Below are 21,896 nucleotides of genomic sequence, written 5' to 3'. Positions count from 1 at the left end.
AATAATTATTTTATTAAAGATAAAACGTCACCTAATTTTGCATTGATTTGTAAGTCACAAATTATATTTTCAGGTTGATAATTTATGATAACTAATTTCGCTTTAGGGTTCATATAATTAATTAATCCAGCAGCTGGATAAACTAGTAATGAAGTACCCCCAACGATTATTAAGTCAGCTTCGTTGATTGCTTTAACAGCGTTTTCTAGAACATCTTGTTTTAAAGGTTCTCCAAATAAAATAACATCGGGTCTGATGTTTGATCCATCTTCTGGGCAAATCGGAATAATGGCATCACCTTTCATTTTAATAACATCTAAAAGATTGTATTGATGATGGTTTTTCCAGCAGTACATTCGGTAATTTGATCCGTGAAGTTCATAAACTGTTTTAGATCCCGCTAATTGATGGAGATTGTCAACGTTTTGTGTAACAACTTTGATGTCCTTAGTTTCTTGTCATTTTGCAATCGCTAAATGGGCTTGATTTGGCTTTGCATCTAAAAAAACCTTCTTTTCAAAAAAGAATTTGAAATATAATTCTGGATGATGAATGTAATTGTTGTGTGACAAAATTTCCTCAGGTCTTTTATTGTCATAAGTTTGTGAATACAGTCCATTTGGACCCCGAAAATCTGGGATTCCACTTTCTGTAGAAATCCCAGCACCACTAAAGAAAACGATTTTTTTAGCATCGTTAAAGAACAGTTGTAATAAAGCAATTTTTTCGTTTAAATTGTGATTTAATTGATTTTTCATAAATAGTTACGCTTAATATTTTTTGAATTGATAATCGTTATTATTTTAGTGCAAAATATTATTCTTTGTAAAACGATAAATATACCGTTTTTTTAACCATAAAATGTAGTAGTTTTTTTATTAGGTTTTTGAAAAATAAAACGCCTCTTGCAAATTCATTTATAAAAAATGAATAAAAGGTATAAAATAATTATTGATTTTTAGATTAGTTATTAAAACTAATGAATGTTTTTTTTACCTATAAATTAATTAAATCGAAATACATTTATTGTTAAACTAATAAAAATAATTGTTGCTTTTGATAAAGTGGCACAGTTGCACATACCATAATTTAAGTTGTTTTTATTTCAAAAATACTGTTTTTATCGTTTTAATTTATTTTTTTATCTCTAGCGGGGTTTTATCTTATTTATGCGACTAGGATCTTCAAAATCCCCTGATCGGCAAGCAAGAGCAAAAAGACTCTTTGCTGAAATGCCAATTCGAAAATCTATTTGGTTAATTGCAATTCCTGGCTTATTAACTTATTTTTTTGTTGGTTTATATTCATTTTTAGATCAAGTATTAATCCAAATATTAGTTCCGCAATCTCGCTCGATTGCGGATGTTTACGCAGGTGTTTATGGTGGAACTAACGTTTTTGATGATCTAAATACTTTTTTTAGCAGCCACAACATTACAGCAATTCCTAATTTCTTAGCGGATGGATCATTAGCTGGATCGGGATCCAATTCTTCAGCAACAGTAGCTCAAGGATTTTCACCACAGGTTATTGCTTATTTTAGTAGTCATAATGTTGATATTACCACAAGCCCTATTATTCCGATATTTCCTGATTTATTTACTGGTCCAATTGGTTCAGGAATGGCGAACCGAAGCGAAATTACTCCAACAGGGGTTGCTTCAAATGCGGTTGATGTTGTAATGCGTTCTTTACAAAATGGATATAATACATCTCACGGATTTGATACAAATAACATTCAAAGTGTAGCGCTAACAGACGTTTCAATTATCGCCAGACAAGCCGTTAACTCTTTCTCTTCAGTAACTTTGATTGCTAATGCCATTTTATTCATCGTTCCTTTAGGTGCTAGTGTTTATTACACTAAAGCAATTAGTTATAGTTATGAAGACACCGGACGCAATATTTGGGGAACAGCTTTTTGAATGTCTGTTTTTTTATGTCTGATAGGTTCGTTAATAACATTATTAATGACTGGTTTTTCTTTCCAACGAGCAATGGTTGGGACGGTTAATTTAGATAATGTTTTTGGAAGTGGAACAACCGCTGGCGGAACTTCGGTTCTAAGCGAGCTAAGTCAGACGACACCAACTGTTAATAGTTCTGTATACGTTCAAGCCATTGGCAATTACCAAAATGATGTTGCTGATATTTCAGGGCGTTGAGGTCAAGAATTCAGTTATGTTTATTCTGGTGGTTTAGTAATTGCTGGTACTTATTCGGTTTTAAGTTATTTCATTCGAGCTGAAGGAAAAAACAATTTCGTTACTTATTGAGCTTTAATTTCTAATGTAATTAATGTTATTTTAGATTTTGTGTTCATTCGTTATGCAAATCTTGGATCTTTAGGAAGTGGATTAGCCACTTTATGTGGGTGAATTGTATTGTTGTTTGCTTATGTTTCTTATATCCTTTATGCGTACAGACGAAATAAAACATGATTATCAGTCTCTAGTATTTTTAAATTCCATTTTAATTCAAAAATTGTTTTTCCAAGTATTGCTTTAGGTGGGTCTTCATTTTTAAGAACAATCGGATTTGCCATAATAGTTATTGCTTATAACCAGATTTTGATCAATATTGCGGGTCAAGATTTCCAAGTTTATCATGCGTCTTCACTACCGATTATGACCTTGTTCTTTTATGCTTTATTTGGGGTTTCAGATGGCGCAAGGCCGGCAATGTCATATAACTATTCGCTGCGAAATATTGAGCGGTGTCGTCAAGTTTACTGATGAACGATGATTGTTTCGTTTTCTTATGCAATTTTGGCTTATGTTATTGTTGCTTCAGCGGCCGAACCATTTTTAACTATTTTCGGGTTCCAATATCCTCCTGCTGCAGGTAGCACCGTACAATTTAATAATGCTCAAAATATTTATAATGCTGCTGAATACTTAAGAATCTTAATGCTTCGAGCCTTATTCTTTGCGGTTGCTTTACCAGGAATGACATTATTTCAAGGAACAAGCAATATTCCCCGGTCGACAATTTCAACTTCGATGGAAGGTTTCTTTGTTGCTTATATCATCTTTGGCATTTTTTATGGAATTAGTATTGCAGTTGGAAGATCGTTACCACCAACTGATAATACTAGCAAATGAGTTTTTGTTTCTGGGTATGCGATGAGTGCTTTGATTTCGGGTTCTGCTATTTTTGGAATGTCGATTCGTTTCTTATACCACAATATGAAACCTGAAATTTTGGCGAAACCTAAAAAGAAAACAAAATTAGCAATGTTAGAAGTTAGATATTTCACAGAAGAAGCAATGCACCACAATTTACCAACCCCTGAAGCCATTCAGCAACATGGTTTAGAACAAGCTTTGCATCTTCATAAATCTGAAAATCAATTGCAAAATAATCCTTTTGTACCTTCGAAATAGAAAGATTATTTGTTTCACAAAAACTTATAACTAATTTAATTTTTTAATGTCAGCTAAAACAAAAATAGCTGACATTATTTTGTTTCGTTTTAATTTATAAATTGAACTAATATTTTTCTTAAAAAAAATTTGAAAAATCATTGCCTTAATATTTTTATTGATTTTCGTAATATTTTATTTTTTGCATATTATAATTTTGTTAATTATTTAAGTTTTAAGAAAAATAAATTTAAAAAATATAAGGAATAATTATGAAAAAAAAATCATTAGAAATTGCGAAAATTTTTGCTTATGAAGTATTCGATTCTCGCGGGTTTCCCACTGTTGCTTGTGTAGTTGAATTAGCAAGCGGTCATAAAGGTGAAGCGATGGTTCCATCTGGTGCTTCAACCGGAGAAAAAGAAGCTTTAGAACTTCGCGATGGTGATAAGTCAAAATACAATGGTAAAGGTGTTTCTAAAGCAGTTAGTAACGTTAACAAATTAATTGCTCCTAAACTAATTGGTAAAGATGCTAGCAAGCAAGAAGAAATTGATAACATCATGTTAAAAATTGATGGTACACCAAACAAAGGAAAACTCGGAGCAAACGCAACATTAGCAGTTTCAATTGCTGTTGCTAAAGCAGCTGCAAGTGCATTAGGTGTAGAATTATACCGTTATTTCGCTAAAGATCTTAAGAAGACTTCAACCGAAACTTATGTTTTACCAGTTCCAATGCTAAATGTTATTAACGGTGGAGCTCACGCAGACAACACTATTGATTTCCAAGAATTTATGTTTATGCCTTTAGGCGCTAAAACATTGACTGCTGCATTGCGAATGGCTAGTGAATGCTTCCACAGTTTACAAAGTATTCTAAAAGCAAATAAATTCAACACTAATAAAGGTGATGAAGGTGGCTTTGCGCCAAACTTAAAACATGCTGAAGAAGCTTTAGACTTCATGGTAGAAGCAGTTAAAAAGGCTGGATATGTACCCGGAAAAGATGTTGCATTCGCTTTGGATTGCGCTTCTAGTGAATTCTATGATGAAACTAAAAAAGTTTATATTTTAAAGAAAGCCTTGAAAGCTAAAATCTTGTCAGAAAAAGAAGCCACATTTACTTCACGACAAATGATTGATTATTTAAAGAAATTAGTGAAAACTTATCCGATTGTTTCAATCGAAGATGGCTTAAGTGAAACCGATTGAGAAGGAATGGCTTTGTTAACTAAAGAAATTGGTGGTGCTGTGCAAATCGTTGGTGATGATACATATTGTACTAATCCAAAGATTGTTGAAAAGGGAATTAAAGCGAAAACAACTAATGCTGTATTAGTTAAGTTAAACCAAATCGGAACAGTTACTGAAACTTTAAAAACAATTAGTTTAGCCCACAATACAAAATGAGCCGCTGTTGTTTCACACCGTTCAGGTGAAACAGAAGACACAACCATTGCTGATTTATCAGTAGGTTTGCAAACTGGTCAAATTAAAACCGGATCTATGTCTCGTTCAGAACGGATCGCTAAATACAACCGCTTGTTACGTATTGAACTAGAATTAGGTAAACGTGCTAAATACTTGGGATGAAAGACTTTCAAGAACATTAAACCAACTTTAGTTAAAAAATAAATATTTTATTTTTTTAAAAAAGGGCTGACAGTTTGTGGTTACAGACTGCCAGTCTTTTTTTATAATAAAGACAACTAAAAAACAGGTAATAATAATGGAATGAAAAAAATATATTCAAGAAGGTCTTGATGACCTCAAAATTAAAAAACTAACAAAAATTCAAGAACAGGTTATTCCAAATCTTTTAAAAAAGCAAAACATTATTGGAGTATCGCAAACTGGTACGGGTAAAACTTTAGCTTATTTATTGCCTATTTTGGAAAATTTAGATTTCAAAAATCCTTATCCTCAAGCCGTGATCATAAGTCCGACGCGGGAATTGGCAAGTCAAATTAAAAATGTTATTATCCGTTTTATGAAATACGAAAAACGTTTAGTTTGTCGCTTGCTTGTGGGTGGAAGCGATTACAATAAGCAATTGAAACAACTAACTTTTTCTCAAGGTCAAATTATTGTTGCAACTCCCCAACGAATAATTGATACTTTTAAAACAGGATTTAACTGAAATTTTGACACTTTAAAATATCTTGTTTATGATGAAGCTGATATGTTAATTGATACAGGTTTTTGAAATTCGTTAGAAAAAATCCAGCAACGTTTAACTAAATCAAACCCGGTTCAAGCTGCTTTTAGTGCAACATTGCATCAAGCAATTACAGATCAAATTCAAAAAGTAATTAAAAATGCCAAAATTATTGATGTCACAGATTCAATTTGAGTTCACACTAAAATTAAACATTATTTAATAACTAATAAAAGCATGGACAAGTTTAGTAGTCTTGGTGCTATAGTTAAACAAATAAATCCTTATTTGTGTTTAATTTTTGTTAACGATTCAAAGCACATTAAAGAAATTGAGGCATGATTTCATACCCAAAACATTACTCCACTTGTTTTGCATGGAAAACTGTCACCAACGGCTCGGAAGCAAGCTTTTAAAGCAGTTCATAATAGTCAACAAAAATACCTAATAACTACTGATTTAGGATCTCGGGGCCTTGATATTGAAGGTGTTAGTCATGTTATCTCGTGGAATTTGCCTAATGACGACATTTGATACGTCCACCGTTCTGGACGAACTAGTCGGGCTAACTATGAAGGTGAATCATATGTTTTGTATGATCCTAAAGATGATTTTCAACTCCAACGACTTGAACGAAAAGGGATTATTTGAATCCCTTTAAAAGTGAATCGAGATGAAACTTTTAGCAAGTTTCAAATCGTTTTCAAAAAGCCGAAAAAACCAACTTTAGACCCGAAAATGCAAAATCAAATTAACTTTTTACGAGCAACTAAAGATTCACGAGTCCAACCAAATCATCAAAAAAAACTAAAATTAAAAATTAAAAAAATTAAGCAAAAAGCAAAACATGCCGCAATTGAGCGCCAAATTAAACAAAATTTACTTAAAAAATACAAGAAAAACTCCTCCCGTTTGTCTTTTGAGAAAAAGCAAAACTCTCAAAATTAGCCTCCCCAAAGCCTTAATTGGTCATTTTTCAAGGTCTTATTACTTAATTTTCCACAAATTTTTATAGTTATCCACATAAATAAGCCCTTTTTTATATGACTTTACAGTTCTTAAATTTATAATTGTATTCATATATTGACTTCGAACACGCCAATTAGGACGGTGCTTTTGAAGTGGACCAAGAGGAATTAAAATGGCTCAAAAGAAAAACAAAACTTCTTCTAGTAGTGAATCTACTGCGAAGAAAGCAAAAAAAGTCTTTGGTAATGCAAAGAGAACTGCAGATAAAACTTCTCCTGCAGTAATTAACTTAGGCGGAACTAAAAAAGAAGTATCTGAAAAAGGACTAAAGGATTTATCGTATTCTGATTACTATAAGACCTATGTCGAATCTAAAAAGAGTGCTCCAAAAACGAAAAAATCATCACCTTTTGCCAAGAAGAGTGGCGGTTTTGGTGCACCTAAGCAAACTTCAGGCCGTCTTTTTGGACGTTCTGAACCTATTAGTTATACACACGAAGTAGCAACTAATCCGTATGGTAAACATTTTGTAACTCCAGGTGCAGCGACTGCTAAGATTTTGCCAGAAGCTCCCGTCAATTTACCAACTCAACAAGTTTTCTCTGGACCTAAAGTTCCTCCACATCAAGCAGTTGCTTTTGGACCCCAAGCTCGCCCATTTTCGCCAGCAAATGCTCCACAATTTGGTGCATATGGAAATCAACCTATTGCTCCGCAACAATATAACCAACGCCCCCAAAATGTGCCTAATGCTTATGTAAATCAGCCAGGTTACGTTCGTCCCAATACTTACGGAATGCCAGCACAGCCAATTAACCCTAACGTTTTTGCTAAAAATATCCAACCAGGATATTATGGACCTCAACAATTTCCACAATTTCAAAACCAACCTAATGGGTTTTATAATCCCTCACAAAATTTCCGTCCTTCAAATATCTATCGGCCTCAACAAAATCCTTTTGCTAACCAAGCAAATGGTTTTGTTCGGCCGCCTTTTGGTTATCCTAAACCATTTCTTCAAAATGCTTATCCAGTTAATTCAAATTTCCCTGAATTTAACTACAACAATCCAAATGCTTTAATTCCTACTTCTCCTGTTAATCCTTGAAATAATGCCGACCCTAGTACGCGACAATTACTCGACTTTGATCCATTAGATTACGCGTCTTATAAACCGGGTCTGTCTAAAGCTGAAAACGCAAATCAATTAGTTGTCCCTTCTCAAATCGGGTCTGACGATCAAATTTCTCGCTTAATTGACGTTTTTCAACGTCAAGCTGCTACTCAACAAATAATTCTTGAACGCCAACAATCTCAAGTTGAACGTCAGCAAGAAATGATTGAACGTTTACAAACAAAAATTATTGAACAAAATGAAGTAAATGATTTCAATCTTGAAGATAATGAAGGTCCTGAAGTTGAATCATCTGATTTCTTAGATACACTAGAACAACAACTTAACGAACCCGAACAACAAACTGTTAGTGAACAACCTAGAGTTCAAACTCCAGCAGCTGAAGTTTCAAAACCAGCTGAACCAGTATCTGTATCTAAACCAGGAATATCTCCAGATCAAGTTAAGCGCTTGATTGATTTAGCTTTAACTGAAAAAATTGCTGATTTAGAAAAAATCCAAAAAGCGAAACAAGCCGAACAAAATGTTGAAGAATTCGTAGCTCCTTCTCCAGTTCATCATGAACAAGAACAAAACAGCGAAGAAACTCCAACTGAACTTGTTGAATATACAGACTTTGCAGATCATGATGTTAATGAAGAATCAGATTTAGAAGAAGCCACAATTGTCGAAGAATCAGGTGATAATGTTTTTGGTGAAGAAGAAAAGCTTTCAACAGAAAAAATTGTTGCTGATGATAAAGCATATACCGATTTAATTACTGATGAATTAAGTGATTCACTAGCAGCGTTTGAAGCGGCTCAAAGTGCTGAAGTTCCTTTGAATACAGAAAATTTGGAAGAAGTTGATGAAGACGAAGAAGATGAAGATGAAGAATACACCGAATTCTTAACCGATGAATTTAAAACTGAAGATATTGGTAAACCATTAGATGATATCTTAGAACTTGATGCACAAGATGTGACTAAAAAAGAAATTCCAGAAAGTGCTATCACTCCAGTTGGTGCTCAATCACAAAAACTAAGTCCGAATAAGCGCTTTTGAGAAACTTTAGTTGGCGAAATTAAGTATGGTTTTTACAATAATAAATCTTGGAATTGAACAGGTTATTTTGATCGTTTAATGAACTGGATTCCGTATAAGGATGCTGAACTTGCTCCAAAAGTTCCAACAGCTCATGCAATTTTAATTCAAACTAAGGCTGATAAAGCAACCTTCTGAAAAAAATTAGTTGATAATCTTGACTATGGTCATCGTGAAAGCGGAATTTGAGTTTGGGACGGAGTCTTTGATCAAAATTTAAACTGAATCCCTGACCCAACTTTAGACAAGGTTATTCACGTTGTGGAAACTAAAAAACCTGAAGAACCAGTTAATCTACAAACAGAAAATGAACAAGAAAAAGTTGATGAAAATGAAGCAGTTCAAAACCATCAAGAACCTGACAACACCAACGATCTATATAGTGAATTTATCGGTGATGAATACTATGGATATTACGATGACGACCACACATGAGTTTGGACCGGAACATTTGCTTTAGATGGAACTTTTATTCCAGACCACAAGCCAACAACAAATTTAGATCAAGCTGCAATTAATTTAAATCATGAAACTTCTAGTGAAACCCACGAAAATGACTTGTTTCATGTTATTCAACCAGAATCTAAATCTAAACGTGCTGAAGAATCTGTTAAAGCAACTAATGAACATGAAGATATTTTCAAATATGATGTAATTGTTGAAAATAGCAATGTTGGTTTTGAAACTAAAGCCATTAGTGATGTAAAAACAACTGAAGTTCAACCTAAAATGGATGAAGATTATACTTTGTTACCAGTTGAAACTACTGATATTGGTTTTGAACCATCAACAACCGAACCAATTCCTTCTGTTGGTATTAGTGCTGAACCAATGTTAGATGAAGATACTGACGAATCTGATCAAAAACCAGAAATTGAAGTAAATTACGAACATCACGTTGATACTCAGCCTTTAGATGCTAGTTTCGATTCACAAGAAGTTCAAATCGTAGAAGAAAAAAATGATGTTGTTAATGACGAATTGACAGCTTCACCATCAAATCTTCCTTTCTGATCTCGTTTCGAAGGTAACCAAGCTTATGGTCATTATGATGAAAATCATAATTGGATTTGGGATGGTTATTTTGATGAAAATGAAAAGTGACATGACGATGGTGAAACTAAAGACCATACAATTGAAGTTTTATCAGAAGAAAAAATTTCAAGTCAAAAACAAGAAGAAACATCTTCATACCGCCGCATCAACTTTGATATTGTTGAACAAACAGCAAAACCGATTTTTGATATGGATGCGTTCACTCCAGCTAAACCAGTTTTAAAACTTAAAAAAGCCAAACCAACTAACGATAAGCATGCACTCTCAGTTGAACCACAAGTTGTTGATTTACCTCCATTACCTGTTTTGGATGAAAAAGTTGAACAAGAAACTATATTAGAACAAGATAGTGGCCAAAGTGAATTTAGCAATGTAGCAGATCAAAAAGATGCTGAACAAACTGAATTGTTTGCGGTTGTTGAAGAAAGTCAACCAGTCGAATTTAAAACTAAAGCAATCGAAGCAGAAATAGTTGAACAAAAAGATGACTCTCTTCTTGAACAAGACCAAGATTCAGTTTGAAAATTGAATGAAGGTAACCCAAAATACGGATACTACGACGACAACCATGTTTGAATCTGACACGGTTATTTCGATGAAGAAAATCAATGACATGAAAAAGATGAATCATTAGAACATGTTCCTTCATTTATTCCCCACCACGATGAAAACTTCCAAGTTGAACATAGTGAACAAGCCGCTGAACCAGAAATTATTGATGATTCAATCGTTTCTGAAAAACATTATGAAAGTGTTTTTGAAACACCTAGTGATGAACAAAATCTTGTTGCTCAAGAACAACTTGAATCAGACAATATTGAACCCGAAATTAAAGCTGATGAAGTTGTTGAACTTGAACAAGAAGACTATGCTGACTCTGTTCATTTAGCAGATGATGAAGACCTCGCTTATGTTCCAGTAGTTTCTCAACAAGAAGTTGAACAATATTACGTTGATGTCCAAGTTCAAGAAGAACAATCAGTTTCAGTATCAAGTGAAAGCTTACCAATTAATCAACTTGAACCTTATACCCCTGTTGTTAGTGTTGAAAAAGATGAACAATTAATTAAAGATACAGATAAATTTATTGCAAATCATCCGCAACTTGATCAACCAGACGCATACAATCCAATTGTTTACGTGAAAAACGATGAACAATTGATGAAGGCTGCTCAAGAATTTATTGCTAAGCACCAAGATCAAATGCATCATGAACCACAAGTTACATTAGATGCAACTTCGTCAACTAGTAATGTTATTGAACCAATTTTCTTACCAGATAAAGTTATCGAATTAGAAGATGAACAAACTGAAATGATGCCAGCTGGTGAACATCAACAACCAGTTGAACAAGCAGTTGAATCTGAAAATGTGTCTTTTGAAGTAAGTGAACAACAAGTTGATAACGTTGTTGTAGATGTCATTGATGAACACGAAACACCGCTTCAAGAAGCTACACAGCAACAAGTTGATGAAGATGCTCCATTCTGACAAAAATATGTCGGAGATCCAAAATACGGGCATGTGAACAGTGATAACGAATGAATTTGACATGGCGCGTTTGATGAAAACGAAAATTTTGTTCCGTTTGAAAAAGAAGCTGAAGAAGTTGCCGAAGAAAAACAAGAAGTTGCTTTCTGAGAACCGTTTATTGGCAATCGTGAATATGGTGAATTTGATGCGAACGGTGAATGACAATGAAATGGTTATTTCGAAGACGATGAACAACATACTTGAGTTCCGAATCAACCTTCTCAAAAAGCAGACGAACAAGTTATTGAGACTCACGAATCAGTTAATAAAGAAGTAACTCCATCGTTGACTGAATCTGAACAGCAACCAGAAGTTGAAACTCAACCAGAAGAAGCAGTTACTGAACAGCAATCTCAAGCCCAAGCGACTGATTTAGCACAACCTGTTGAAGAAGTTTTAATCCCGCTTCATGAACCAGTTCAATCTCACGATGAACAAGAACCTGTTCAAGAAGTTTTAGTTCCAATTGAACAATCAGTTGCAGTTTCTGAACAAGAACCAATTGATGAAGTTTTAGTTCCGATCCAACACCCTGAATCAGAACCAATTGATGTAGTTCATGAACAAGCATCTGAAATTGAATCGATTAGTCAAGAAAACGCTGACGAAATTCAAGAAAATGTTGAATCAACTGATGTTCCAGCAGATGAACCTTTCTGAACATCATTTATAGGTAATCCAGGGTACGGTCATTATGATGACAATAATGATTGACAATGAGACGGGTATTTTGAAGATAATGAAGAACATACATTTGTCCCAGATAATCAACAAACAATCAGTTCTGCACCTGTTGATGTAGTTGAACAGCAATTAGATTCAGACGTTACAGTTCAAGAACAACTTAGTGAACCAGTTGACGAAGAATTTATCCCATTCCACGAAAATAATGTTGATCACTCAACAGTTGAACAGCAAGTTCAATCTGAAGTTGAAGCTCAACCTGAACCAGAAGTTGAAACGCAACCTGAAGAACCTGTAGTTGAAGTTCAACTTGAAGAACCTGTGGTTGAACAACAAACTGAACCAGAAATTGAACTCCAACCAGAAGAACCGGCAGTTGAAGCTCAACCTGAAGAATCTGCAGTTGAACAACAACCAGAAGAACCGGCAGTTGAAGCTCAACTTCAAGAACCTGCGGTTGAACAACAACCAGAAGTTGAAACCCAACCTGAACCAGAAGTTGAAGCTGAACTTCAAGAACCTGCGGTTGAACAACAACCAGAACCTGAACAAGTAGCTTTTTGGGAACAATATGTTGGTAATCCTGAATACGGTCATTTTGATGAATCAAACGATTGACAATGAGATGGTTATTTCCAAGATGACGAAAACCACACATGGGTTTCTGAAAAACAACAACAATCAGATGAATCTTTGCCTCAATCAGAAGTAATTGAACAAGAAGAATTTAAAGAACCTTCGATTGAAGAAAACACCCAAGCGATGTTTGATAACGTTCCAGAAGAACCGGTGTTTGATTCTGGTTTAGATGCATTTGAATCTAACCAAAATGCTGAAGAAACTTTTGGTGATTTGCAAGATAGTCATCAAGAAGAAATTGATCAGCCTCAAGAACCTGAAGAACCAGTGGTTGAAACCCAACCTGAAGAACCAGTGATAGAAGAACCAGCTATTGAAACTCAACCAGAACCAGAAGTTGAACAACAACCAATAGTTGAGGCTCAACCTGAACCAGAAGCTGAAACCCAATCTGAACCAGTGGTAGAAGAAAAACCCGAAGTTGAAGCTGAACCTGAACCAGAAGTTGAAACTCAACCTGAACCTGTGGTAGAAGAAGAACCAGTAGTTGAAGCTCAACCTGAACCAGAAGCCGAAGAGGTTGCATTCTGAGAACAATATGTTGGCAACAATGATTATGGTCATTACGACGATGCGGGTGATTGACAATGAGACGGTTACTTTGAAGAAGATGAAAACCACACATGAGTTCCTAATGAACAATCTGTTGAAACCCAACCAGAAGAACCGGTGGTAGAAGAAGAACCAGCAGTTGAAGTTCAACCAGAACCAGTAGTTGAAACTCAACCTGAAGAAGCTGTAGTTGAAACTCAACCAGAGCCAGAAGTTGAAACTCAATCTGAAGAACCGGTGGTAGAAGAAGAACCAGTAGTTGAAGCTCAACCTGAAGAACCTGCAGTTGAAACCCAACCTGAAGAACCAGTGATAGAAGAAGAACCAGCTGTTGAAACTCAACCAGAACCAGAAGTTGAACAACTACCAGAAGCCGAAATTCAACCTGAAGAACCTGTAGTTGAAACTCAACCTGAACCAGAAGTCGAAACCCAACCTGAAGAACCAGTAGTTGAACAACAACCTGAACCAGAAGTTCAAACTCAACCTGAAGAACCAGAAGTTGAAGCTCAACCCGAAGAACCAGTAGTTGAAGCTCAATCAGAACCTGCAGTTGAAACTCAACCTGAACCAGAAGTTGAAGCCCAACTTGAAGAACCTACAGATGATGAAGAACCAGCAGCTGAAGGTGAAGAAGAATTTGAACAACCTGAAGATGAAATTATTGAAGCTATTGAGGGTGAAAACTTTATTAGTGCTGATGAAAACGGTCAGATTGATTTCGATAAATATGTTGGTAACGAAAACTTTGGATATTACGACGAAAACAAAGAATGAAACTGATATGAAGGAGACTTTGATGAAGAAGGAAACTGATCAGTATACGAACGTGACGAAGAAGCCGCTAAAGATTATGACATCACTAACGATGTTCCAATCTTTAAGGGAATTGATACAGATAGCGTAAACGCAGATGATTGGTTATCTCAATTTGATGAAGATGCAGCAGCTGATATCTTTGCAGACAAATAAAGTTTTTATCCATTAGTTTGGGTATTATTATGAAAAAAAGCAATCCGCGAGGCTTGCTTTTTTAATTATAATGGCGCGCCCAATAAGACTCGAACTCATAACCTTCTGGTCCGAAGCCAGACGCTCTATCCATTGAGCTATGGGCGCACATCGTGTTATATTATAACTTTTTTCGTCCAACAATTAAATGATAAATTGTTTTTTATTTTTAATTTGTGAACAAATTTTGCTAATTTTTAATAATGAAAATATAATATACGTTAGTTAATTGCACACTTCCTTTATTGTTGTGCAGTTCAATCATTACATAATGATTTTAAACAAGAAAGTTTTATCAATTTATTATTTAAATTTTTGTTAAACATATGAAAATATTAATTACTGGAAAGAAAATCGAATTATCAACTGATCAGTTATTAAAATCTGCTCGTGATTATGGTCATGCATTTAGTGAGGATCGGGTTTATACTATCGTTAATGATTATTTGGAATTAAACTTACGAAAGTATTCACGTTTTTTATTTTTTATGGTGGCGTTTTTGTTCCGTTCATCTAATTACAAACATTCAACAGACATCGTTAACGGAAAACCTTTTTGGGTTTGATTTGTTGATATTTTTTGTTGGTTATGTCTATTTGCATTTATTGGTTGTTTAATTTCTGGAATTGCACAACCAATTGCTGCAGCTATCACTCAAGCCATTCGTTTTAATTTGAACAGTGTAACCGAAGAATTAAATAAAAGTTTTGGTAATCCAACAGCAATTGTTTTATTAGTTTTTGCATTTGTGACTTTTGGAATCGCAATGTTTTATTTGTATTTGATTCGTAAAGTTGTTGCAGTTAATAAAAAATATTCTTTAAAAGATTATGTGATTTACAAAACAAGTTTTATTTTGAATTGGGAAAAATTTATCAACGCTCAAAAAAATGTCAAAAAAAATACTTTAGAAAAAATTGAAAAATTAATTATTAAAGGCAAAATCAAAAAAGTTCCACCATTTTGTCTTGTCGAAAATATGGAAATTTTTAGTGACGATGCACGTTGGACCATTTTACAGATTTGTAATGTCTTAAATAAATTATTTCCTGAGTTTGCTCTTACTTTATTATTTAACAATATTCCCGAAGACCGTGCTAAACGATTAATTTCTGTAACTCAAATTGATTTTAAATACTTAAAAATTCATGATTTATCAGAACCAACTATTTCAGTTAAATAAATTTAAATTTGTTTAACAAAAGTGTTGTAAGAAGCCAAAGCAAATGGGTTATTTTGGTTTGTGTATTGGATAAATCCTAGTGAATAAGCTAATTTAATTGACGGAATATTATCGGGCCGAATCAAAAGAACAGCAATTTTTTTGCCCATCTTTTTATTAATTTGGCAAACGTAGTTTATGACTCTTGTTACAATTCCTTGTAAGCGATGTTTATAATCAATTCAATATCCCATTTCAAAGGCTTCTTCAAGTGCGGTAGGGCGAATTTGAAAGTCTCCAATGATTTTATTGTGCTCTAAAATTTCATATGTTCACTGTTTGCCTGCATCTCATTTGAGTAAGGCATTGGTAATTCCAAAAGTTGCATTGGTTTCATTATAATTTGGTAAATGACTTCATTCAAGATATTGCAAGTGTCTTAAGTTTGATTTCGTTAATTGATAAATTTCTAAACTGTCACGCAAATCAATTTTACGTAACGAAAAATTTTCATTAATTTGATAAAATTCTTGATATGTTGTGCTCATATTATTTTAATCGTTCATGAGGATAAAATTATAAATAAAATCTTTAGTATCAACCTATTTATGAACTTATAAGTACTTGATAAATGTTGCCATATTAGATGCTTCATTATAAGGATTAGATGGTGAATTAAATAAAGTAAATCCTAATGATTTGGCTAAATTTATAGCAGGAATATTTTGGGGATTAATTACAACTACAATTGATTTGACATTTAAAATTCTGCACTGTTGAAAAATAAAATTAATTATTGTTTTAGTAATACCTTGTAAACGATGTTTTAGATCTATTCAATATCCTAACTCGACACTGTCTAAAATTTTTGTGGTTCGTATTTCAAACCTACCAATGATTTTATCTAACCGCAGAATTTCATAATTTCAAGCCTTGTTTTCTTGTCATTGAATTAAATTAGTAGCAATATTTTGAAAGGCATTTGCTTCACTATAATTATTATTTTTAGCTCATTTTAAAAAAGGTAAAAATTTAAGATTACTTTTTGTTAGTTTATAAATTTCGTTGAAATCACGTCAGTCAATTTTTCGCAAACCATAAAAACTATTAATCTGATAATATTCACGAAACATTACTACTTCTCCAAGTTTATTGCTTTTTAATAATTATATCTGTTTTCTTTAGTAAACTACTGTTTTCAAAAACTTCAGTGCTGTATTTAAAATTTAACATTAAGAAAAATCTAAAATAAAGATCTTATATGATTGACGTTTACTTGATTAATTGATCGTTTTTGTTTTAGTAATAATGTTACAATTATTACACAAAATGCCATTCACTAAAAAGTTAAATGTTGATTTCAAAATAATCAACAATCGTCTTGAATTATCACCAGGATATTTAGCAAGTCAAAAATCCCGTTTTAAAAAAATTACGGGAACTCGTTTGTCTAGTATTTTAGGTTTCAATAAATATACAACCCCAGTCCAAACATGAGCTAATATGGTTGGTATTTTTAAAGATACGATGGACCCGATTTTATCTAAAGTTGGTAATGCTGTTGAACCAAAAATTCGTGAATATGTTTCACAAAAAACCAAAATTAACTTTCGAGTTTATGATCCGATGAAAGTTCATTGGGATGTTTTTGCAAAAGAAAGTGATATTTTTGGGGGAATTCCTGATGGTGAACCCATCACAAAAGACGGTACTTTAGATTATCCAAATCAACCAATGTTAGAAATTAAAACCACCTCTGTTGACAGTCTTGTATATAAACAAATCAATGGCGAAATGCGTATGATTTTAGATGAAAATGGAATGCCGTTAGTTAAAAAACCCGGAGGAAAAAAAGAAAGTTGATTTAATGATCAAAATAAAATTGTGATTCCGAATGAATACAAGTTGCAATTAGGTTTGTATTTATATTTAAGAAAAATTGAAAACGGTTTGTTTGCCATCTGTTTTTTAGAAACGCAAGATTATCAAAACCCAGAAAAATGTGATGTTCATAAACGTGAGGTTCACCTCGTGAGCTTACATATGAAACGAGATAATATTGTTAAATTTATTACTAAGGCTAAAGAGTGATATGAACAATATATCCGCCAAGGAGTTAGTCCACTTTTATCTAACGAAGATGAAGTTTGGTTACAACAGTATTTGAAAGTATAAATATGGAAGTTAAAACTAATTGTCCGATTATCGTTGTTAAATATGGCGAATTGTCTTTAAAAGGTAAAAATCAACCTACTTTTGTTAGTCAATTACAAAAAAATATTTTATATGTTTTAAAGCCATACACATTGCGCGTTAAAGCTTATTTCGATTATTTAGAAATTGAAGATTTTTCGTTAGAAAATTTGAATATTATTATAACTGAATTGCAGCAGATTCCCGGTATTAGTGTTATACATCTGGGTTATAAAATCGAACGAGATTTGGAACTTTTAAAAACTTGTGTCAACGGAATCATTAACGATGGATCAGTTTTTTCTATAGAGTGCAAAAGAAAAGATAAAAGTTATCAATACGATTCGCTTGAAATTAAGAAAACGGTTGCAAGTAGTGTTTTAAGAAACCACCAAAACATGAAAATTAACTTAAATCACCCCGAAGTAACAATTGCGATTGAAGTAACTAAACAAACGTTTTTGGTCTTCGCTCACAAATATCGCGGTTTAAATGGTTTACCAGTTGGAACAAGTGGAAAGGTTTTAGTGTTATTATCTGGTGGAATCGATAGCCCAGTAGCAGCCCACCAATTAATGAAACGGGGCTTACATATTGATTTTTTAACTTTCATAACTCCACCGCATACTTCCAAGCAAGCAGTAGAAAAAACAAAAGTCTTAACTAAAATTGTGACTCAAAACGGAACCCTTTGTTCTTCTTTATTATATGTTTGTAATTTTTCTTCTATTTTGCACGAATTAAATCATTGCAATCCCGAAAGTTATAAAATCACGATGATGCGCCGTTATTTTTTAAAAATCGCTGAAAATTTATGTCAGCAGTACGGTTATGATGCTGTGGCAACCGGAGACGCTTTAGGACAAGTCGCTTCTCAGACCATCACGAGTTTAAAAACAATTAGTCAGGTTACACCTAATTTATTAATATTAAGACCCTTGCTTGGATTCGATAAAAATGAGATAATTAATTATGCTCGAAGTATCGGAACGTACGAAACTTCAATTTTACCGTATTCTGATGCCTGTAGTTTGTTTGCGCCCAAAAATCCAGTTACTCATCCCAAAGTTGCAATCGCAACTAAAATCGAACAAGAGCTGAATTTAATTGATATACTAATTCCGACGGTGGTGCAAAAGCATACAACTATTTTTAAAGTAAAGGATTTAGACAGTGACCTTAACACCAGTTCAAAAACAAATTATTAACAAAGTTAAAGAATTTGAAAATATCACTTTATATGTTCACGAACGTCCAGATTTTGATGCTTTGGGTTCCGCTTTTGCTTTTAAGGCGTTTTTAAGCGAATATTTTCCCGATAAAAAAGCCTATGTTATGGGTACATATAAGTTGCATCCTAGTTTTGGAGCAGATGTTTTTCCGTTTGAAACCCACGAAGTTGATGAAGCTTTTTTGACATCTTCGTTAGGGATTATTTTTGATACGGCTAATGCCGCACGCGTCTTAACTGGAAGACATAAAAACGCCAAAGAATTAATTCGCATTGATCATCACCCTAAAACCGAAGAGATTGCAATGATTGAATGAGTTGATCCAACTTATTCTTCTGCTGCAGAAATGGTTGGATGATTTATTAAAGCTTTAGAATATAAATTAACAGCGGAAATGGCAAAATACATATATGCTGGCATTATTACCGATACTGGTCGTTATTTGTATTTAACATCAACACCCAGCACATACGAATTGACTTCAGATTTGTTAAAAACCGGATTTAATCGCTTATCAATTCATGACGCTGTTTATAACAAGCCAATACTTGAACATAAGTATTATTCTTACGTTGTTAATCACGCCAAAATTACGCCAGAAGGTTTAGCTTATGTTTCCTTAAAAAAAGGTTCACATAAACGTTTTGGGATTGAATCACCCATGACAATGGTTCACGCTTTAAATAATATTTCAGGAGTTCGTATCTGAACGGCTTTATATTATGATGAACCTTCAGGTAAATGGAAGGGTTCAATCCGCAGTCGGGATTTGCCAATTAACCAGTTCGCGGCAATGTTTAACGGCGGCGGTCATAAATTTGCATCTGGCTTCAGTTTAGACAATAAAAACGATTTTAAAAAACTTATAAACGTTTTAAACGATTACTTAAAAACTCTCAATAAAGATAAAGACCATGTTCAAATTTCATTTAATTAACGCTGCTTCTAATCCTATTTATAAGGATTTAAAAATATTTATTAAAAATGGCGAAAATAAAAACTTTAATGATTTATTTTGTGTAGCTGGTTGAAAAAATAATTTAACTGCTTTGCAATCTAATTGATTACCTCATTCGGTTTTTATCGGTTTGAAAGTTAATCCTAAGATTGTGACTCAAATTAAAATTTTAACAAAAAACCAAAAAATTCGTTGAATTCAATTAAGTGAATCTTTAACTAATCAAGCTAATGATATCGGCAATGGAAATGATATCTTTTTTTATTATCCTAAAAAGACTTTAGTGCAACCTAGTTTTATTTTTAACGAACACTATAATTACATTCTGTGTGATAACGTGCAAGACCCCAATAATTTTGGAACCATCATGCGCAATGCCGCAGCATTTAATATTGCTGGAGTATTTAGTTTAAACGGAACTAATTTATGGAATCCCCGATTAGTTCGCGCTAGTGCGGGAACAATTTTTACATTGCCTGTTAGTGTGATTGATGACTGAAATAATTTTGTAAAAGTGTATCAACAAAAGAAAATTAAATTAATTGTGACTACGAACGATGCAAATACTACACCATTAGTTTCGCTTGCTAACAAAAAAGGTTTAATGATTGCTTTTGGAAACGAAGGACACGGGTTAAGCGAACGAGTTTTAAAAGCCGCAGATGCTAAAACTTGAATTTCTATAAATCCAAAAGTTGAGTCTTTAAACGTGGCTGCTACTAGCGCGATTGTTTTATATCAACTGAATCAGAAAATAAACTAAAATGAGTAAAAAAATTGTTGTCAATGCTTGTGAAGGAATTCAGCGAATTGAAAATTATTTGTTAAAAAAATTTCCTGATTTTTCTAGACCATTTATTTTTAAGCTGATTCGTCTTAAAAAAGTAAAAATCAATGGTGTGAGAACGAAAATTGGTAACACCGTTCAAGCAAATGATCAGATTGAAATTTTTCACCATCTTAATTTTCCTTCTAAACAAGAGCGTGTTCTTCAAAAAGAACTTCCTTTTTTAAAAGCAAAAGGCGCTCTTAATATTGTTTACGAAGATGAAAACATAACAATTTTAGACAAACCCGTTAACTTACTTTGCCAGCCTAGTGAAGATGAAGCGATTCAAACTTTGCAAAACCTATTTTTAAAATACTTATATTCTAAAAACGAATTAGATTTATCAACGACGTTTGTACCAAGTATTTGTCATCGTTTAGACCAGAATACTACTGGATTAGTGATTGCTGCAAAAAATGGTCTAGCCTTACAAGAAATGCATGAATTACTAAAGCAACGAATAATTCAAAAAAAATATGAATGTTTAGTTTATGGGTTAGTTTCTCCAAATCAGGCGATTTTAAAAGCTTATTTATTAAAAAATAGTGATCAAAATTTAGTTAGGATATCAAAATCAACTTTTGTTGGTGCAAAAGAAATTATAACTGGATATAAAGTTATTAAGCTATATACTAAAGCGCAAATGAGCCTTTTAGATGTTGATTTAAAAACTGGACGAACCCATCAAATTCGGGCACATTTCAATTTTATTGGATATCCGTTAGTTGGCGAAACAAAATACACACAACCACAATATCGTGATTTAAATAAGCAATTTAAATATCAAGCATTACATGCATATAAAATAGAGTTTCCAGAAATTGATTCTGAAAAGTTTCCTAAATTGGCTTATTTATCAAATAAAACTTTTATATCTAATCAAACTCCTTGGTTTAAAAAACTTAAATTTTTGATTAATTAGTTTTTTTAAATTTGAAACGTTTTTAAAATTGATTAAATAAAAAAATTATTTTTAGAAAGTTTGAAGAAGACAACATTTCATCATCATCTTTGGAAGTAATGATTTAAGTGTGTTAATGTCTAGATTTCTTTGAAACCATTGACATCGTGTTATTAAAAGTATACTAAAAAACGGAAACGCTTTCGCAATTTTCCGTTTTTATCATTATTTAAACGCGCAAATCTTTGACTCTTGGTCAAGATTGAACAATAAATTAAGTGTTTGTATTTATTCTGGTTGCAAATCTATATCAAATAGAATTTCGAGTTGCTGAATTATACTTTGCCAATTACGAACTTTCATTTGCCTATCGTCGCGTTCGTAATTCATGATGCCTAAATAAACAATTTTTAGAATTGCTTTATTATTAACA

At 33.1% G+C, this 21,896-nt stretch carries 13 protein-coding genes and 1 tRNA gene; 10 read left to right on the top strand and 4 right to left on the bottom strand.

From position 1 onward, the window contains the following. Positions 1–5: 5 nt before the first annotated feature. Positions 6–758, bottom strand: coding sequence for an NAD-dependent protein deacylase (locus T384_RS0102615; protein WP_084266112.1), 753 nt, complete (start codon positions 756–758; stop codon positions 6–8). Positions 759–1,169: 411 nt separating this feature from the next. Between T384_RS0102615 and T384_RS0102610 the strand changes: the two genes are divergently transcribed. The 4 genes from T384_RS0102610 to T384_RS06250 all read left to right on the top strand — a co-directional run bounded on the left by T384_RS0102610 (position 1,170) and on the right by T384_RS06250 (position 14,148). Continuing rightward, positions 1,170–3,386, top strand: a complete 2,217-nt coding sequence (locus tag T384_RS0102610; RefSeq protein WP_027119721.1) for an MATE family efflux transporter — start codon at positions 1,170–1,172, stop codon at positions 3,384–3,386. A 251-nt stretch (positions 3,387–3,637) separates the two neighbouring features. Beyond that, on the top strand, positions 3,638–5,002 hold the full coding sequence (gene eno, locus T384_RS0102600) for a phosphopyruvate hydratase (protein WP_027119720.1): 1,365 nt from the start codon (positions 3,638–3,640) through the stop codon (positions 5,000–5,002). 94 nt (positions 5,003–5,096) lie between these two features. Then, a complete protein-coding gene (locus tag T384_RS0102595; RefSeq protein ID WP_036498915.1) occupies positions 5,097–6,473 on the top strand; it encodes a DEAD/DEAH box helicase in 1,377 nt (458 codons plus the stop codon). 193 nt (positions 6,474–6,666) lie between these two features. Beyond that, complete coding sequence (locus T384_RS06250; RefSeq protein ID WP_036498912.1) at positions 6,667–14,148, top strand: EAGR box-containing protein; 7,482 nt, start codon at positions 6,667–6,669, stop codon at positions 14,146–14,148. 71 nt (positions 14,149–14,219) lie between these two features. On the opposite strand, the gene T384_RS0102585 is transcribed toward T384_RS06250, so the two are convergent. Then, a tRNA-Arg gene (locus T384_RS0102585) sits at positions 14,220–14,295 on the bottom strand. A gap of 218 nt (positions 14,296–14,513) precedes the next feature. Between T384_RS0102585 and T384_RS0102580 the strand changes: the two genes are divergently transcribed. After that, a complete protein-coding gene (locus T384_RS0102580) occupies positions 14,514–15,371 on the top strand; it encodes a hypothetical protein (RefSeq protein ID WP_027119718.1) in 858 nt (285 codons plus the stop codon). Between the two features lie 2 nt (positions 15,372–15,373). Here the strand turns inward: T384_RS0102580 and T384_RS0102575 are convergent, their stop codons facing one another. Further along, on the bottom strand, positions 15,374–15,898 hold the full coding sequence (locus tag T384_RS0102575; RefSeq protein ID WP_027119717.1) for a GNAT family N-acetyltransferase: 525 nt from the start codon (positions 15,896–15,898) through the stop codon (positions 15,374–15,376). A 66-nt stretch (positions 15,899–15,964) separates the two neighbouring features. Then, on the bottom strand, positions 15,965–16,483 hold the full coding sequence (locus T384_RS0102570) for a GNAT family N-acetyltransferase (protein ID WP_027119716.1): 519 nt from the start codon (positions 16,481–16,483) through the stop codon (positions 15,965–15,967). Positions 16,484–16,658: 175 nt separating this feature from the next. On the opposite strand from T384_RS0102570, the gene T384_RS0102565 reads away from it, so the two are divergent. The 5 genes from T384_RS0102565 to T384_RS0102545 are packed head-to-tail and all read left to right on the top strand — an operon-like array spanning position 16,659 to position 21,484. Beyond that, entirely contained in the window at positions 16,659–17,525 is an 867-nt protein-coding gene (locus T384_RS0102565; protein WP_245595153.1) for an MPN551 family DNA-binding protein, read from the top strand. Positions 17,526–17,527: 2 nt separating this feature from the next. Next, positions 17,528–18,751, top strand: coding sequence for a tRNA uracil 4-sulfurtransferase ThiI (thiI, locus tag T384_RS0102560; protein ID WP_036498923.1), 1,224 nt, complete (start codon positions 17,528–17,530; stop codon positions 18,749–18,751). Further along, a complete protein-coding gene (locus T384_RS0102555) occupies positions 18,717–19,712 on the top strand; it encodes a DHH family phosphoesterase (protein WP_052663453.1) in 996 nt (331 codons plus the stop codon). Before thiI ends, T384_RS0102555 begins: the two co-directional genes overlap by 35 nt. Beyond that, positions 19,690–20,496, top strand: coding sequence for a TrmH family RNA methyltransferase (locus tag T384_RS0102550; RefSeq protein ID WP_027119712.1), 807 nt, complete (start codon positions 19,690–19,692; stop codon positions 20,494–20,496). The genes T384_RS0102555 and T384_RS0102550 overlap by 23 nt, the downstream gene beginning before the upstream one ends. A gap of 1 nt (position 20,497) precedes the next feature. After that, positions 20,498–21,484, top strand: a complete 987-nt coding sequence (locus T384_RS0102545; RefSeq protein WP_027119711.1) for an RluA family pseudouridine synthase — start codon at positions 20,498–20,500, stop codon at positions 21,482–21,484. Positions 21,485–21,896: the final 412 nt, after the last annotated feature.

The sequence above is a fragment of the Mycoplasma testudinis ATCC 43263 genome (genome assembly GCF_000687795.1).
Taxonomy (GTDB): Bacteria; Bacillota_I; Bacilli_A; order Mycoplasmatales; family Mycoplasmoidaceae; genus Mycoplasmoides; species Mycoplasmoides testudinis.
This window is presented reverse-complemented; position numbering and strand designations above follow the sequence as displayed.